Genomic DNA, 16,413 nt, shown 5'->3' on the forward strand with positions numbered 1-16,413 from the left:
ATGTCGGCCGATGACGTGGCGCGCGTGTTCGCGATCGAAGACAAGGTCGAGCGACTGAAAGCGGCCACCGATGGGGTGGCGGCGGCCCAGCAGACCATCAACGAACTGACCAGGATTCGCCGTGCCGTGATCAGGGACCTCCATGCCGAAGGCTGGACGTTCGCCAGAATCGGTGCGGCGGCCGGGCTTTCCCGCGCCCGAATTCACCAGGTGAGCACCCAGGGACCCGCACCGGAGGGGCTGTTCTTCGGACACGGATCACTCACTGTGCTCCTTCCGGAGGTGCGGGCCGGCCGAGTGATCGGTGCGCCGGATCCGGCCGCACCGCACCGACTGGCCGAACTACTCCGCGAACTCGGCTTCACGGTCGCGATCGAGCATTTCCTGCCGGGCCGCCCGATAGACCTGCGGCGCGACGGGCTGATCGTGCTCGGCGGCCCGGAGTTGTCCCCCAGCCTCCGCCAGCTGATCACCGCCGATCCACGGCTTCGGCGCGCGGTGCCCAGAGCAGGCGACGCGCGCCGTGGCATCGAAGATCGGGCCGCGCGGCGAATATACCGGCCGGGTGGGCCCGAACCACACGACATCGCATATCTGGCCAGACTGCCCAGACCCGACGCGCGCGGCAGCGTGCTGATGATCGACGGCATGCATCCGCCCGGCTCACTCGGCGCCGTCCGGCTGCTCTCCACGCGACTGGCCGCCCTGCACGAGCGGGCCGGCGCACATCTGTTCTCGGTGCTGGTGTCCTGCCGATTCGACCGTGCCACCGGCGAACCACTGGAAGCCGACCTGCTCACGCCGGTTTACCGGCACGATCCGGAAAAGCGGTTGCCCGCACCGGGTCTGCGACACTGAGTCACCCGCGAAACGCGGGCCGCCTTCCCCGCGGCGACAGCCGGCACCACCGCGGATTACCCCTGGTCTGGCGTGATTCGACCAGGAATTATCGAATGCCGAAGCACAACTGGTAACTTCATCGGCGCGGTAACCGGGAACGGTCTGCCACACCGGATCGTCCCACCGGAGGCACGAGGCTTACCTGTCGAGACCACAATTCGACTGTCAGCCCCCTGGATCGATGACCCCTTCGCTGCCCGAATGCCTTTCACCTGCGCATTCGGCACTTCTGAACAGCTTGTCACACACAGAACTCCAAGAATGTGACGTACGTCACACCATCCTCCGGCACACGCTTTCCTGCCCGAATGCTTCAATAGCTGAAAGATAACCAAGTCGATAGGTGAACTCTGGTGCATGTTCGAAGTTCGATATCTGCGAGTTCGGCGTCCACACCTCCCGCGAAGCGGAACGAGTCGCTCTGTCCAGGTGCGCCGTCCGATCCGGCACTCACCACCCACCGGATGACCTACAGCGACCGGCTGAAGGTGTTCCTCGGACCCGACGAGACCCTCGACAACTTCCTACGCCCACTGCGCAGGCTCGACGGCCTTCACCGCTACTCGGTGAACATGACTCGTCTCGCCGTGCCCATGCGGCCCACCGACATCAGTCCAGCGATCAGCTCCGCGCCTGGACGAAACTATCTGCAATGCACCGGCGCCGCCGACGCGTTGGCGATCGAACTGCGTGTCACCATCGGCTCCACGGCGCGCCAGTTCGTCGTCGGTCTGCCGGGTGACCGGATCGGTGTACCCGGCCTCGACATGCCGGTTCCCGCCGGTGTGCCCGCGCCGGTGATCTACCCGGACGAAGTCTTCACCGCCGAGCAGGCGGCCGAGATTTTCACGGCGTACTTCGAGACAGGCGCGGTCCAGCCCTATCTCCAACTCCGCGAGACGGTCATGTGATGCGTTCTTCGGGAAGGCCACGGTGAATCCGATCACGTTCGTCGGCGTCGTCGTGCTGACGGCTGGACTGCTCACCTTCGCCATCACCGTGCTGGTGCGGCCGACGGATTCGCACCCGCACCTGACCGTCGCCGAGCTACAGGACCGCCTCACAAAGGAGTCCACCGCAGCGGCGCCCACGCAGCTGGCGGACCGCCCGGCCGACGGGCACGAGGAGCCGGTAGCCGAATCGCTGCCCGAACAACATAACCGAGTCGAATAGCCACTGGGTAGCTGAATCGGGTGGGCGGTTGGTCGACACCCGCGCGTTTTTCGCCACCGCAGCGCGAATCCTTGTTCTCTCGACAAGTATCCGGGACCGGCCGAACCCGATGACGGCATCGACCATCCCGTCACCCAGCCACTGGCGTTCGAGGTTCAGGCGGCCGCTTGCACGGGTCGGAGCGTGTTCATCGGCGGGCGGTCGGTCAGCGACACCTCGGTACTGTGCGCGGTGAATTCGTCACCGATCAGCGGGAACTGAGTGAGCGCCGAACCGGAGTCCTGCACGCCGCTGCGGCCGAGCACGGTGCCCAGGATTTGGCGGCTCATCACACCCAAGTCGGCCAGCGGTCGGTTGCGGTGCGTCCGCACACCTAGATTGATTTGGCCGATCGCGGACAGGCCGAGCCGGTCGTAGGTGTCGAGCAGCAGTCCGATTTCCACGCCGTAGCCAGGCGCGAACGGCACCGAGGTGAGCAGTTCGCGGGTACCCGCGTATTCGCCACCCAGCGGCTGCAGCACCTGCGACAGTTCGGGCCGCAGCGCAGCGAGCAGCGGTCGGGCCACCAGCTCGGTGACGCGACCGCCGCCGTGCGCGTCCACTGCGCCGCCCTGGCGCAGCGGCCTGCGGTAGTACGCCTTGGCCAGGTGCAGGCCGCCGACAGTGAGCAGCGGGCCGAGCAGTTTCGGCACGAAGGCCGGGTCGGGGTCGATGAGATCGGAGTCGACGAACGCGATCAGGTCGCCGCTGGTCACGGCCAAAGATCGCCACAGAACCTCGCCCTTGCCAGGGACGGGATTCAGCTCGGGTACCGCCTGTTCGCGGCTGATCACCTCGGCCCCCGCGGCGCGCGCCCGTTCCGCGGTCGCGTCGGTCGAGCCGGAGTCGAGCACGATCAGTTCGTCGACCAGTGTGCCGAGCAGTGGCCGAATGCTCGCCACCACATCGGCCACGGTGCGCTCTTCGTTCAGCGCAGGCAGCACCACCGAGACAGCGCGCCCCGCTTTGGCGGCGACGAGTTCGTCCACCGTCCAGTCCGGGTTGTCCCAGGTATTGGTCGTCGCCCAGGCGGGCTCGCGGTGTTGGATTTTCATACCAGACCTCGCAAGGTTCGTGCGGGGGGCCGGATGCCCTGGATCGCGGCGATCATGTCCACGACCCGCCGGGTCGCGGCTACCTCGTGGACTCGGAAGACTCGGGCACCAGCGGCCGCCGACCATGCTGTTGCCGCCAATGTGCCCTCCAGCCGTTCGGAAAGATCGACACCTAGAGTCTCCCCGATGAAATCCTTGTTGCTCAGCGCCATCAAGACAGGCCATCCGGTATTTACAAGAATGTCCACTCCGCGCAACAACTCGAGCCCGTGATAGGTGTTCTTGCCGAAATCATGAGTCGGATCGATCAGAATCGAATCCTTGCGCACCCCCGCAGCGAGCGCGTTCTCGGCGGCGGTCACCACGGCGTCCGCGACTTCACCCATCACATCGGCGTAGCGGACTCGATGCGGTCTGGTTCTCGGCACCGCGCCGCCGGTGTGGCTGCACACCACCCCGACACCGTGCTCGGCCGCCACCCGGACCAGATCCGGGTCGGCGCCGGCCCAGGTGTCATTGATCAGGTCGGCACCCTCGCCGGCGGCAGCCGACGCAACGTCGGCGCGCCAGGTATCGACGCTGACCAGTAGCTCGGGGTACTTCGCACGAATGGCGGCGACGAAAGGGATCACCCGTCTGGTCTCCTCGGCCGCGTCGACCAGCACACCCGGGCCGGCTTTCACGCCGCCGATGTCGACCAGATCGGCGCCCTCGTCGACCGCACGCGCCACCGCGTCCATTGCCGCCGCGTCGGTGAAGGTGGCGCCTCGGTCGTAGAACGAGTCCGGTGTGCGATTCACGATCGCCATCACCAGCGCCCGATTCGTCGCCACCGGCCTGCCGCACAGTGTCGGAAGCGGCGCCGTGGCCGAGCTGAACATGCCCACGACTGTAGCTAGTCCGCTTCTCCAGATCTTTCGGACCGTGCTGGTTAGCGACGCGGGACCGATATTCAGGTCCCGCGTTCGGCGGCACATCAGTTCTGGGCGTGCCCGACGAGTTACCCATGTGCCGACGAAATCCATGTTCCGTTCCGGACTACCACGGCGGTGGATTCGGCGGAGTGCCGCGACCATGGTCCCGCTCGGTGCATATCGTCAGCTGTTCGGCGCCGACTTCGCCGGCGCAGATCCCTCGAGCGTGGTGACCGAACTCACCGCTGGGCGGCGGTCGGTGGGCACGGTGTCAGCTCGCCGAATCAGGCAGTACGCGATGCCTCCAGTGCGGCGAAAGCGGTAGGAAGATCGGTTGCCACGGTAATCCGTGACAGGGCCTTCTGTGGCACGAACTTTCGGTCGTGCAACTCATCCAGCCAGGAGAACAACCCGCGGAAGAATCCATCGGAGTCCAGCACGACGACCGGCTTGTCGTGCTCGCCCAGATACCCACCGGTCCATGCCTCGAAAAACTCTTCGAGAGTACCGATGCCGCCGGGCAGGGTGAGGAAGGCGTCGGCGCGATCCTCCATGACCTGCTTGCGCTGGCGCATCGTGTCGGTGACCACCAGCTCATCGGCGTCGACGTCGGCGACCTCCCGGTGCACCAGATGTTTCGGGATCACGCCAATGGTGTTCGCGCCGCCCGCTCGTGCCGCGGTCGCGACCGCGCCCATCATCGAGACATGGCCGCCGCCGGACACCAATTGCCATCCGCGCCGGGCGATCTCGGTGCCGACCCGGGCGGCCAGCGAGAGATGGCCGGTGTCCGTTGTGCTCGCCGAGCAGTAGACACAGACCGCGAAAGGCTGTTCGCTCACCACTGATCCTCCGTACCGATCGCATCCTCGGCGGCGCCCGCCTGCACGTTGGCCTGGATGATACTCACGACCTCCTCGACGCTGTCGGTCACGCGCAGCAGGCCGAGGTCGCCCGGCGAGATCTTGCCGGAGCCGCCGAGCGTGTCGCGCACCCAGTCGACCAGACCGGACCAGTACCTACTGCCGAACAGGATGATCGGGAAGCGGGTGATCTTGCGGGTCTGCACCAGGGTGAGCGCCTCGAACAACTCGTCCAGCGTGCCGAAACCGCCGGGTAGGCAGATGAACGCCTGCGAATACTTCACGAACATCGTCTTGCGGACGAAGAAGTAGCGGAAGTTGATGCCCAGATCGACCCATTCGTTGAGGCTCTGCTCGAACGGCAACTCGATCCCGAGGCCGATCGAGTAGCCACCCGCCTCGCAGGCGCCGCGGTTGGCCGCCTCCATCGCGCCGGGCCCGCCACCGGTGATCACCGCGAAACCCGCCCTGGCCAGCGCGGCGCCGATCGCGTGCGCGGCGTGGTACTCGGGATGGTCGGTGGGTGTGCGCGCGGAACCGAAGACGGTCACCGCGCGCGGCACCTCCGCGAGCGCGCCGAAACCCTCGACGAACTCGGCTTGGATACGCAGTACCCGCCACGGGTCGCTGTGCACCCAGTCGGTATCGCCCCGTCGGTCCAGCAGGCTCCGGTCGGCGGTCCCGATCTCGTCCTTGCGATCGCGGCGAAACATTATCGGTCCGCGGAACTTGGCTGTCGACTTCGGCTTGTTGGGGACCTCACGGTCAGCGGCGTCGGCGGACATGCAGCTCACGCTACCGCCCGGGCGACCACACGCACCGGGCGGAGGCAAGAAGTCGTTTGACTTTCAACTACGGGGCCGCACTCGTGCGACACGCGCACTCCGCGCATCGGCCGACTCAGCTCTCGGCACCGGTGAGATAGCCACGCAGAATCGCGGTGACTTCGGTGATCTGGTCGACGGGAACGTGTTCGTCGCGCTTGTGCGCGAAGTTGGGGTCGCCGGGACCGAAATTGACCGCGGGGATGCCGCGGGCGGCGAAACGGGCGACATCGGTCCAGCCGTATTTGGCGCGCACGCCGCCGCCGTGCCGGTGCACCGAGGCGATGAGGTCCTTGGCTGCCGGCGCGGTCAGGCCGGGGAGCGCGCCCGGTGCGGAGTCGGTCACCTCGAAGGAGACGTCGAGGCCGGTGAAGACCTCGCGGACGTGATCGATGGCCTGGTCGACGGAGCGATCGGGGGCGAAGCGGAAGTTGACGTCGACTTCGGCCGCATCCGGTACGACATTGCCCGCCACACCGCCGTCGACACGGACCGCCGACAAACCCTCGCGATAGACGCAGCCGTCGATGTCGACCTCGCGTGCCCGGTAGTCCGACAGTCGCTGCAGAATCGGGGCCAGCCGGTGTACCGCGTTGTCGCCCAGCCATGATCGCGCCGAGTGCGCGCGGATACCGGAGGTACTCAGCCGAACCCGCAGCGTTCCTTGGCAACCCGCCTCGATCCAGCCGCCGGATGGTTCACCGAGCACCGCGAGATCGGCCACCAACCAGTCGGGGTGATCGCGTTCGATGTGACCGAGCCCGTTGAACTCCGCGGCGATCTCTTCGCAGTCGTAGAAGATCAGCGTCACATCGTGCACCGGCTCGGCGACGGTCGCGGCCAAGTGCAGGAACACCGCGTCACCGGATTTCATATCCACCGAGCCACAGCCGTAGAGCACACGCTCGCCCGCCGGACCGACCGCGAAGTGGCCCGGCACGTTGTCAGCGATCGGTACGGTATCCAGGTGACCAGCCAGGAGCACCCTGGTCGGCAAGCCCCGATTGGTTCGCGCGAGCACCACGTTCCCGTTCCGCAACACCTCGAAGCCGGTCGTCTGCTCGCGCAGTGCCCGCTCCACCACGTCGGTGATCGCGGCCTCGTTCCGTGACACGCTCGGGATGTCGACGAGCGCGGCGGTCAACGTGATCGGGTCGGCATGTAGGTCGATGGTCACGTTCTTCACCCTACGACCGCGGCGCGTCCCGAATGTCACGGTCGGTGCTATCCCACCGCACCGCTCGCCCGATCCACGGTGCGCGTGCGCACGAGGGAGGCTCAGCATCGACGGACCGATGTCGGTAACCTCTTCCGACGTGAGCACTCAGGGAGCAACTGCAGTCGGTATCGCCAACGTGACCGCGGACGGGGCCGTGCTTGATACGTGGTACCCGAGCCCGCGGCTGGGTGAGTTCACCTCGACCGGCAGCGAGCGGCTCGACGAGCCGCCCGCCGAGTACGAGGCGCTGCTCGGCTTCGACGAGGCGCGCGGGGTCGAGGTGATCGCCGTGCACACCACGATCGCCGACCTGTCCGCCGCCCCGGTCGACGCGCACGACGTCTACCTGCGCCTGCATCTGCTCTCGCACCGCCTGGTCATGCCGCATGAGGTGAGCCTGGACGGCCAGTTCGGCTTGCTGAACAACGTCGTATGGACCAACCACGGCCCCGCCGCGGTGGAGGGCTTCGAGACCACCCGCGCCAAGTTGCGCGCCCGCGGCCCGGTCACGGTGTACAGCATCGACAAGTTCCCGCGCATGGTCGACTACGTCGTCCCGTCGGGCGTGCGCATCGGTGACGCCGACCGGGTCCGCCTCGGCGCACACCTGGCCGCTGGCACCACCGTGATGCACGAGGGCTTCGTGAACTTCAACGCGGGCACGCTCGGCGCGTCCATGGTTGAGGGCCGCATCTCCGCGGGTGTCGTGGTCGGCGACGGCTCCGACATCGGCGGCGGCGCATCGACCATGGGCACCTTGTCCGGCGGCGGCACCACCGTGATCTCGATCGGCGAGCGCTCGCTGCTCGGCGCCAATTCCGGCCTCGGCATTCCGCTCGGCGACGACTGCGTCCTAGAGGCCGGCCTCTACCTGACCGCGGGTACCAAGGTCACCACCCCCGACGGCACCCTGGTCAAAGCCGCCGATCTCGCCGGCCGCGACAACCTGCTGTTCCGCCGCAACTCCACCACCGGCGCGGTCGAGGTCGTCGCACGCAAGGGCACCGGCATCGAACTCAACGCCGCCCTGCACGCCAACGACTGAGCTGTCTGTTCCGCCGCTCCGGGTCTTTGGGCCGTATGCGCTGGGTGGTGCGGGAGTGGCGTTCAGGTCTCGCGTTGCGTGCGGGTCGGGTCTGGGCTTCACGATGAGTCACCCATGATCTCGCGAAAGTAGTTGGCGTATCAGGATTTCGGTTCGCGCACCAATGCTCGCGGACTCCGGGTGGGGCAGGTTGTTGGCTTGCCCTCACCCGGGCCGAACGGGAGTTCGTACGGCCGCGCTCACGGTGCGGCGGAAGCGACCAAACCGAAGGCGATAACGCGGTGGGGATGGATGCGGATCATTTCGCGCGAAACGCCGGTAATGTACGGTTCGACGTCGGTCAATGCTCGAGCAGCGCCTCGGATTTCGAGGCAACGGACTCGCCAGGGCTCCGTCGAGGCGATGTCGTCGACTACGAAGGCGACATGCTCGTTCGTGGCCAGGTTGCGGAACTTCCACGAGGCGCCCATGTTCCACCCCGCGATGTCGATCGTGTCGAACTCGGCGTTGTAGCGGAAGCCCACCGGATTGTTCTGCGGCGTGCCATCGGGACGGACGGTGGCCAGCCGACCGAGGCGCTGGCTGCCCAGATAGTCGATCTGTTCGGGAGTCAAGGTCGAGGTCATGAGGTGACCGTAGAACCTCGACTCGGCTCGAGGTCAACCCTTCTCGACAGACAGCGGCGGCCCGGTAGGAATCGGCATCTTCCACGGTGATGGTCAGCCCGATCATCTACTGAACCACGATGGGGACCCGACCCAGTCGACCAGCTCGGCGACCGCAGACGCCAGCATATGCGGGCACTCGGCCAGCACCCTCGGACGTATCGACCGCCGACGGCCCCGACACCGCGACCAACTCGGCGGCGAATCCGACCGCACCGCACGCGCCCTGTGTCCCACGAGAAACCCGTCCGCCTCACGATCGTGCTGATCGACAGGCACTCGCCCTCGTGCCGATACCTGATCTCCGCCCAGTCCGACAACTTGATCACCCGTCCAATACCGGTTGAGTGGCCTACTTTTCGATCAGCGCCGGTGACCGGTTTCGAAAGAGCGCCGACCGGGTATCGCCATCGGAGGCTGTTGCGCCACAACAGGTCATATCGTGCTGCGCAGATCATGTTGTGCTGTAGTACACTTCACCTACCGGCGGACCGCTCATGTCCGCTGATGAAGATCATCTCCCTAGCTGGACTTGAGATTTCGCCCGAAGGTTCGACTTCTTCGGGCGATGTTCTCGAATGCCCAGCGGGAGAGCGAGCAGGAGGTACTGCCATGGAAAATCTCGCAGACTTCGGGACCCTGAGACCGGAGCAGTTGACGGCTGTTACCAGCCCTGCCCTGCGTGCGGTGCTCGAGCGTCATCGCACCCAATCCACAGACCACACAGCAAGGTTTCAGTCCTTCATCAGTCCCGAAAAGTAGCTTGTAACAAGCATCGGCCACGGGCATTTCCACCTTCGGTGATGCCCGTGGCCGGTCGCAGTTCCGGGGAGATGAAATGACGCCGGTTCCGCTGTCGTTGGGTAACTGTGGCGAGCAAAACTTATGGCCCGCTTCCGGTTTGGATATCCGCGAATTGGTGCGCAATGGTTGGGAACCGCTGCCATTTATCGAGTTCGTGATCAAGATCCATAGTCGATGCAATCTAGCGTGCGACTACTGTTACATCTACGAGATGGCCGATCAGAGTTGGCGTGAGCAGCCGAAAACGATGAGCCGTACCGTTTTCGACGACGCCTGCCGAATGATCGGTGAACATGCACGCACTCATGCGCTACCTATGGTGGAACTCGTCTTCCACGGTGGTGAACCGCTTCTCGTCGGTCATGACGACCTGGCGTACTTCGCCAGGCAGGCTCGAATGTTGCTCGAGCCGATCACCAATGTGCGTCTGGGAATCCAGACCAACGGGGTACTGCTCGATGAGAAATTCTTGGATATTTGTCACCGGTGGGGTATTCGGATCGGGATCAGTATCGACGGTGGCGAGGACGAGAATGACCGGCATCGACGCGATCGGCGGGGTGCGGGTAGCTATGACCGGGTCGCCGCAGGGTTGGCGCGGCTGGATGCCGACAACCACCGTCACTTGTTTTCCGGCCTGCTGTGCACGATCGACGTAGCGAACGATCCCGTGCAGACATATGAGGCACTCGTCAAGTTTCAGCCACCTGCGGTCGACTTTCTGCTACCACATGGCAATTGGACGACGCCGCCACCAGCATTGGATTACCGCGCCACACCGTACGCGGACTGGCTGATCGCGGTTTTCGATCGCTGGTATCACGCACCGAAGTTGGAAACTCAGGTCCGGCTCTTCGACACCATCATCGATCTCATACTCGGCGGCCGGGGTGGGTCGGAGGCCGTAGGTCTCGCTCCTATGCGAATGGCGGTGATCGAAACCGACGGCACTCTGGAACAGGTCGACGAGCTGAAGTCCACCTTCGCGGGAGCGACCAAAATACGGACCGAGGGCGAAGGCAATCCGCTCGATCAGGCGCTGTGGGAACCATCAATGATCGCTCGTCAGATCGGTCTCGATGCGCTGAGTGACACTTGCCGCGGATGCCCGGTACACACCGTATGCGGCGGTGGGCATTACGTGCACCGATACCGCGCGGATAACGGTTTCCGCAATCCTTCCGTGTATTGCGCCGATCTGCAGAAGTTGATTCACCACATCTCGTCCCGGGTCCGGGCAGATATCAACTCCGCCGCCGGATAGAAGCTGGAAATTATATGCCCATCGCATTGGCCGAGATCGGTCATGCCGCTATCGATCTGAGTTCCGGCTACGGCACCGTCGCGTCCGTCGAAACACTGATGGACGGCATGGTGACGACGCGGATGATCCTGCTGCGAACACTGATTGCGGAAGTAACTGCACGGGCGCCCGAAAGCGCGGAACGCGCCGGTCTCGTCGAGGCCTATCAGAGTTTGGCCGACCTGCAGCAAACACATCCGGCGGAGGTCGCGGCCCTGCTGTCCTATCCGCACGTCGGCTTGTGGCTCGCGCATGTCCTGTCGCTGCTCGATGCCGAGTCGGGCGCCGTCCCGACTACGTTGTGGGCCGATTGCGGTTACCTCGGCTGGCTCGCCGCGGCCGGCGCTCTCACGTGTCTACCCGAAGGATCGGTGACACTCGTGATACGCAACGGCGTGGTGATGCTGCCGGGTATTGGCCTTGCTCGCCTAGGGTCCTCCGAAGATTCTGGGCATTGTGAGTTGCGTTGGACCAGCGGCACGTTGCATTTCACCACCGATGCCGCCACAGTCGCCGTTTCGGCCGTCGACGATGAATCCGATCCCGCCTGGTCACCGCTGCGGACCGTCCGTGGCGCCCCAGCGGAACGCGAGGTGCTGCTCGACGACCTCGACCCCTTCCGTGACCTGCGCGACGCCCACCTCGATCCCCCGCGGCTGACAGCAGCGCACAGTGATCGGTGGCAGCAGGACTTCGCCGGCGCCTGGGATCTGTTGCACCGCCATTTCGACCACTACCTGCTACCCATGCGTCCCTGCCTGCGGGCCCTCGCGCCGCTGAGCGCGCAACCGCTGGCCGCGAGTACGAGCCACACCGCGTTCAATGGACTCGGCTGCGTGTACACCACCGCCCCGGCGGATCCCTGCCAGTTGGCGCTGACGCTGATCCACGAGATCCAGCATGCCAAGTTCACCCTCTTGACCGATCAGATCGTGCTGTTCGATCCAGATCCGGCGTGCCGCTTCTACGCACCGTGGCGCGACGATCCCCGGCCGATCTATGGCCTGTTGCACGGAATCTACGCGTTTTTCGGTGTCACTGATTTCTGGCGAGTTCATCGGAACGCCGAGTGCCACCAGTCCATGCAAGCACACGTGAATTTCGCGTTGTGGCGAGGCCAGGTGGAAGCGGCCATCGCTCAAGCGGCGACATCGGGTCTGCTGACCCCGGCGGGAGAAGACTTCCTCGATCGGCTCACAGCGAGCATCGGTGCGTGGGCCGAGGAGGACGTACCCGCCGCGACGGCGCTGGCCACAGCTGAGGTGTCCGTCGCCCATCGGACCTTCTGGCAGGTGCGCAACCTGACGGTCTCCTCAGAAGGCATTTCCGATCTTGTCGCATGCTGGACAGCACGAGCACAACGGCCCGATACCCTCCCGGCGGTGACCCAGGTGGATCAGCAGACGGTGCCCACCCATTATCGGCGGCTGCAGCTGGCCGCGCAGCTGCTCGATACCAGTGCGGCCGACGTGTTGTCGAGTCAGGAGCAGCAGCCCGGCGACCGCGCCTACCTGGCCGGTGACTTCCCCGAAGCCGTGGCGCTCTACACCCAGCAGTTGCGGTCGGATCCGTTGCGGCCGCAACCGTGGGCAGGCCTGGCCCTGGCACTGCCGAAACTGTATCCAGACGACACCTTCGGCATCCTGAACGACAGGGCCGCAGTAGCAGCCGGTCTGTATCGGGCAATCCGGGATAGCGGTGATATCGAGATCGTCGATCTGCTGCGCTGGCTGTCCAACGAACCGAGCCGAGATGAGTAGCGCTGGGAGGCTTACCGACCCGTCGACAGACCTACCCAGCGGATGAGCGGATCGCGACTATTCCGTATCCAGCGGATGAGCGGATCGCGGACAATCTACATCGACCGAAACTTCGCGTTGCTGTGGTCGGGCAACGCGGTTTCGCTGGTCGGCTTCTACGGGGTACGCATCGCCTATCCACTACTGACATTGGCGGCGACCGACAATCCCGCGCTTGCGGGCTGGGTCACCTTCGCGGTAACCCTGCCGAGTCTGATTTTCCAGATCCCGGCGGGCATCGCGGCGGACTATGGGAATCAGCGACGAATTCTGCTGATCTGCCAGTCGGCCGGGCTGTCCGCGGCCTGCCTGGCCATCGCCGTTGTCATACTCCAGATACCGTATTTCGCACCGGTTCTCATGCTCACCGCCTTCGTCGAGGGCACCGCCAATGTCTTCTTCGAAGTCAGCGAACTGGCTTCGATTCGAAATATCGTCGGCGCCGAGGATCGCGGCGTCGCATTGTCCTTCCTTTCGGCCGAGAAGCCTGTCGCCATCGTGGTCGGCCGGGCCACCGGCGCTGCCGCCTACGGGGCGGTGGCCTGGCTGCCCTTCGCGGTAAACACCATGTCATACATTTTTTGCCGAAGTACCCTACAGGCGATCCGATGGAACACCCCCGCGCGGCCCGGTGGGCCCGCGCTGCGCGAACGGCTCACTGAAGGGATGGGGAGCGCCGTCCGGGACGGTGCCAAGATCGCCTGGGCCGAACCGTTCCTGCGAACCACGACCGCGATCAGCGGGCTGACGAACCTGATCATCCAGGTGGCCATTCTGCTGATCATGGTGAAACTCGACGGCGGCGACGCGCCAGCGTGGACGATCGGTATCGTCCTCGGCGCGGCCGGCGTCGGCGGCATCGTCGGCTCCGCCGCCGCGACGAAGCTGATCACATGGTTCGGCCGAGCACGTGTCTACCACGGCGCGCTGTGGGCGTACACGGCGCTGATGCTGCCGGTCACGCTGAGTTCGAACCCCGTCGTGCTCGCGATAACCTGGTTCTCCGTGGGCTGTAGCGGCCTCATAATCACCGTCCTCATGACGATCTTTCGCGTGGAAGTCATCCCCGAGGAAACTCTCGGCCGGACGGTCGGCCTACTCACCATGGTGACCGACGGAAGCGTCGCCTTCGGCGCGCTACTCGGCGGCTACCTCCTGAGCGGGCTCGGCACGACCGGCGTCGGCATTCTGCTGACGGGCGCCATGTTCGTCGTCGCGCTCAGCACCAGGCGCATGGCCATACCCGAGCAGCAAGAGCACAAGCGGAGCTGACGTGCCACACGTGCCTAGTAGGACTGTGTCAGGTCGCACCCTTCGCGACAGGCAACGGCGGCAATGACCTCAGCTCAGTAGTTTCTTCTGCACCTTGCCCATCGCGTTGCGCGGCAGCGCGTCGACCAGTCGGATCTCACGCGGGCGCTTGTGCACCGAAAGCTGCTCGGCCACATGGGCGATCAATTCACGCTCCGTGGTCCCGGCATCGGAGGCGCGCCGGACGACGAACGCAACGACGCGCTGCCCGAGGTCGTCATCGGGCAGTCCCACCACCGCGACCTCGGCGACCGCGGGGTGCCCGAGCAGCACCGTCTCCACCTCGCCCGCGCCGATGCGAAAGCCGCCGGACTTGATCAGATCCACCGATTCCCGCCCGACGATGCGGTGAAAGCCCTCGGAGTCGATGGCGGCGACGTCACCGGTGGTGAACCAGCCGTCGTCGGTCCAACTCGCGGCGGTCTCATCCGGCCGGTTCAGGTAGCCGTCGAAGAGCATGGGACCGCGCACCTGTAGTCCGCCGATGCTCTCGCCGTCGTGCGGGACCGGGGCACCGGACTCGTCCCTGAGTCGGGTCCGCACGCCGTGTACCGGCGTGCCGACCCAACCCGGCCTACGCTCACCGTCCGCTCGGGTGGATAGCGTGATCATGGTTTCGCTCATGCCATACCGCTCGATCGGCGCGTGCCCGGTGAACTCGCGCAGTCGCTCGAACACCGGCACCGGCAGCGGCGCGCTGCCGGAGACCAACAGCCGGGCGGCGGCCAATTGCCGTGCCGCGTCCGGGTCTTCGGTTATCCGCGACCAGACTGTAGGCACACCGAAATAGAGCGATCCCTTCGCCGCGGCGTACGCTCGCGGCGTCGGTTTACCGGTGTGGATCAGCGGGCTGCCCACGCGCAGCGCGCCGAGCACGCCGAGAATCAACCCGTGGACGTGAAACAGCGGAAGTCCGTGCACCAGAACATCATCGGCGGTCCACGCCCAGGCATCAGCGAGCGCGTCCAACCCCGCCGCGATAGCGCCGCGCTGGAGCACAACCCCCTTCGGCAGACCAGTGGTTCCTGAGGTGTAAAGCACGAAGGCCGGCGTGGCCGGGTCGGGTTCGGGATACGAGTGCCAAGACCTGGCGTGCCTGCGCACCGGAACCACGGGCAGTTCGCTGCCCTCCGGCGCTTTCCCCAGCCAGGCCTGCGCACCGGAGTCGGCAAGGATATGGGCCAGTTCGGTGGCGCCCGAGTCCGGGGGTACCGGCACCACCGTCACGCCCGCGATCAGGCAGCCGACCACCGCGAGCACAGTGGCCACGGTCGGCTCGGCCAGCACTGCCATCCGCTCAGCCCTGGCGACGCGCTCGGCCACCGAAGTCGCCGCGCCGAGCAGGTCGCTGCGCGACAGTGTCGTGCCGTCGATGCTGACGGCGTTGGGGATGTCCGCACCACCTGCGACGGCGAGCGGGTTCAAGGAACTGAGCAGCAGCGGCGGACCGAACGACATTCGACCACGCTACTTCGCCGGGTTCGGTGCATCGTCACGACATCCGCCGATGTCGAGAACGAATTGTCGTGGCTGGGCCGGTTGACTCCCGCTCGAGGCAGTGAGACTGTTGACATCTAGCCTTCTCAGAAGGAGCGAGGTAGATGATGGCCAGGCCATCGCACGCGACGACGACGCACCCCGAATCGCCGGATTCGTTCGACATGGGGCGGTACATCGACGGGATCGCCGGTTTCCTCGGCGGTACCGCGAACGTCATCATGCAGCTCAGCGCCCCACCGGTCGGCTACGGCGTAGTGGAGAGCACGGTCGACAGCGGAAAGGTCATGGTGCACCCGGTCAAGCGACTGCGCACCACGCTGACCTACCTGTCGGTGGCGATGCTCGGTTCCGACGAGGAGCGCGCGGCCTACCGCGACGCGGTCGACGTGTCGCACCGACCGGTGCACTCCAGCGCGTCGAGCCCGGTGCGCTACAACGCGTTCGACCCCGATCTACAACTATGGGTCGCCGCGTGCCTGTACTGGGGCGCGACGGACCTCTACGAGCGCATGCACGGCCCGATGGACGAGGCCACCGCCGAGATCTTCTACCAGCACGGCGCCCGCCTGGGCACCACCCTCCAGATGCGCGCGGACATGTGGCCCGCCGACCGGGCGACATTCGCCGCGTACTGGGTGGCGAATCTGGCGAAGACCAGCATCGATCCGATCCTGCACGACTATTTCGACGACCTGATAGACCTGCGCATGCTGCCGCGCCCCGTACGGCTGACGTTCGGCCGCGTACATCGTTTCTTCGTCACCGGTCTGCTCCCCCAGCACCTGCGCGACCAGATGAGTCTCTCCTGGACCGAGCGCGACGACCGCAATTTGCACCGCGTCCTACGCGCCCTCGGCGCCGCCGAAGCCAGGCTGCCGCGCCAGGTCCGGGCGTTTCCCTTCAATGCCTACCTGCTGGATATGCGCATCCGGCGAAAACTCGGCCTACGTCTGGTCTGAACGACACAACTTTGCCGCAATTGCCCTATAACAGTAAACT

General features: G+C 65.5%; 15 protein-coding genes. 8 read left to right on the forward strand and 7 right to left on the reverse strand.

Going from position 1 to position 16,413, the window contains the following annotated elements:
• From AB0C34_RS24600 to AB0C34_RS24610, 3 genes are all read left to right on the forward strand, one after another.
• The gene (locus AB0C34_RS24600) at positions 1-858 is read left to right on the forward strand and encodes a hypothetical protein (RefSeq protein WP_357077343.1); all 858 of its coding nucleotides are present in this window, start codon (positions 1-3) and stop codon (positions 856-858) included.
• A gap of 506 nt (positions 859-1,364) precedes the next feature.
• On the forward strand, positions 1,365-1,811 hold the full coding sequence (locus AB0C34_RS24605; protein WP_357077346.1) for a hypothetical protein: 447 nt from the start codon (positions 1,365-1,367) through the stop codon (positions 1,809-1,811).
• Positions 1,812-1,833: 22 nt separating this feature from the next.
• The gene (locus AB0C34_RS24610; protein WP_357077348.1) at positions 1,834-2,073 is read left to right on the forward strand and encodes a hypothetical protein; all 240 of its coding nucleotides are present in this window, start codon (positions 1,834-1,836) and stop codon (positions 2,071-2,073) included.
• A gap of 155 nt (positions 2,074-2,228) precedes the next feature.
• On the opposite strand, the gene AB0C34_RS24615 is transcribed toward AB0C34_RS24610, so the two are convergent.
• The 5 genes from AB0C34_RS24615 to dapE form a co-directional block, all read right to left on the reverse strand.
• The gene (locus AB0C34_RS24615; RefSeq protein WP_357077351.1) at positions 2,229-3,167 is read right to left on the reverse strand and encodes a glucosyl-3-phosphoglycerate synthase; all 939 of its coding nucleotides are present in this window, start codon (positions 3,165-3,167) and stop codon (positions 2,229-2,231) included.
• A complete protein-coding gene (gene folP / locus AB0C34_RS24620; protein WP_357077354.1) occupies positions 3,164-4,048 on the reverse strand; it encodes a dihydropteroate synthase in 885 nt (294 codons plus the stop codon). The genes AB0C34_RS24615 and folP overlap by 4 nt, the downstream gene beginning before the upstream one ends.
• Positions 4,049-4,365: 317 nt before the next feature.
• Positions 4,366-4,923, reverse strand: a complete 558-nt coding sequence (locus AB0C34_RS24625; protein ID WP_357077357.1) for a TIGR00730 family Rossman fold protein — start codon at positions 4,921-4,923, stop codon at positions 4,366-4,368.
• Positions 4,920-5,729, reverse strand: a complete 810-nt coding sequence (locus AB0C34_RS24630) for a TIGR00730 family Rossman fold protein (RefSeq protein WP_357077360.1) — start codon at positions 5,727-5,729, stop codon at positions 4,920-4,922. The genes AB0C34_RS24625 and AB0C34_RS24630 overlap by 4 nt, the downstream gene beginning before the upstream one ends.
• A gap of 115 nt (positions 5,730-5,844) precedes the next feature.
• On the reverse strand, positions 5,845-6,945 hold the full coding sequence (dapE, locus tag AB0C34_RS24635; protein ID WP_357077363.1) for a succinyl-diaminopimelate desuccinylase: 1,101 nt from the start codon (positions 6,943-6,945) through the stop codon (positions 5,845-5,847).
• A 139-nt stretch (positions 6,946-7,084) separates the two neighbouring features.
• Between dapE and dapD the strand changes: the two genes are divergently transcribed.
• A complete protein-coding gene (gene dapD / locus AB0C34_RS24640; RefSeq protein WP_357077366.1) occupies positions 7,085-8,032 on the forward strand; it encodes a 2,3,4,5-tetrahydropyridine-2,6-dicarboxylate N-succinyltransferase in 948 nt (315 codons plus the stop codon).
• A 239-nt stretch (positions 8,033-8,271) separates the two neighbouring features.
• Here dapD and AB0C34_RS24645 read toward each other — a convergent pair whose 3' ends face one another.
• Positions 8,272-8,658 carry a PPOX class F420-dependent oxidoreductase gene (locus AB0C34_RS24645; RefSeq protein ID WP_357077369.1) on the reverse strand — a complete coding sequence of 129 codons (387 nt, stop codon included), beginning with the start codon at positions 8,656-8,658 and terminating at the stop codon, positions 8,272-8,274.
• Positions 8,659-9,535: 877 nt separating this feature from the next.
• Between AB0C34_RS24645 and AB0C34_RS24650 the strand changes: the two genes are divergently transcribed.
• The 3 genes from AB0C34_RS24650 (at position 9,536) to AB0C34_RS24660 (ending at position 13,875) form a co-directional block, all read left to right on the forward strand.
• Complete coding sequence (locus AB0C34_RS24650) at positions 9,536-10,765, forward strand: FxsB family cyclophane-forming radical SAM/SPASM peptide maturase (RefSeq protein ID WP_357077372.1); 1,230 nt, start codon at positions 9,536-9,538, stop codon at positions 10,763-10,765.
• A gap of 14 nt (positions 10,766-10,779) precedes the next feature.
• On the forward strand, positions 10,780-12,564 hold the full coding sequence (locus tag AB0C34_RS24655; RefSeq protein ID WP_357077375.1) for an HEXXH motif domain-containing protein: 1,785 nt from the start codon (positions 10,780-10,782) through the stop codon (positions 12,562-12,564).
• 75 nt (positions 12,565-12,639) lie between these two features.
• Positions 12,640-13,875, forward strand: a complete 1,236-nt coding sequence (locus tag AB0C34_RS24660) for an MFS transporter (RefSeq protein ID WP_357077378.1) — start codon at positions 12,640-12,642, stop codon at positions 13,873-13,875.
• A gap of 69 nt (positions 13,876-13,944) precedes the next feature.
• Here the strand turns inward: AB0C34_RS24660 and AB0C34_RS24665 are convergent, their stop codons facing one another.
• A complete protein-coding gene (locus AB0C34_RS24665; protein ID WP_357077381.1) occupies positions 13,945-15,372 on the reverse strand; it encodes an acyl-CoA synthetase in 1,428 nt (475 codons plus the stop codon).
• A gap of 146 nt (positions 15,373-15,518) precedes the next feature.
• Between AB0C34_RS24665 and AB0C34_RS24670 the strand changes: the two genes are divergently transcribed.
• Positions 15,519-16,373: an oxygenase MpaB family protein gene (locus AB0C34_RS24670; protein ID WP_357077636.1), complete on the forward strand. Its 855-nt coding sequence runs from the start codon at positions 15,519-15,521 to the stop codon at positions 16,371-16,373.
• Positions 16,374-16,413: the final 40 nt, after the last annotated feature.

The sequence above is a fragment of the Nocardia sp. NPDC049220 genome, from assembly GCF_040647855.1.
In the GTDB taxonomy this organism is placed as follows: Bacteria; Actinomycetota; Actinomycetes; order Mycobacteriales; family Mycobacteriaceae; genus Nocardia.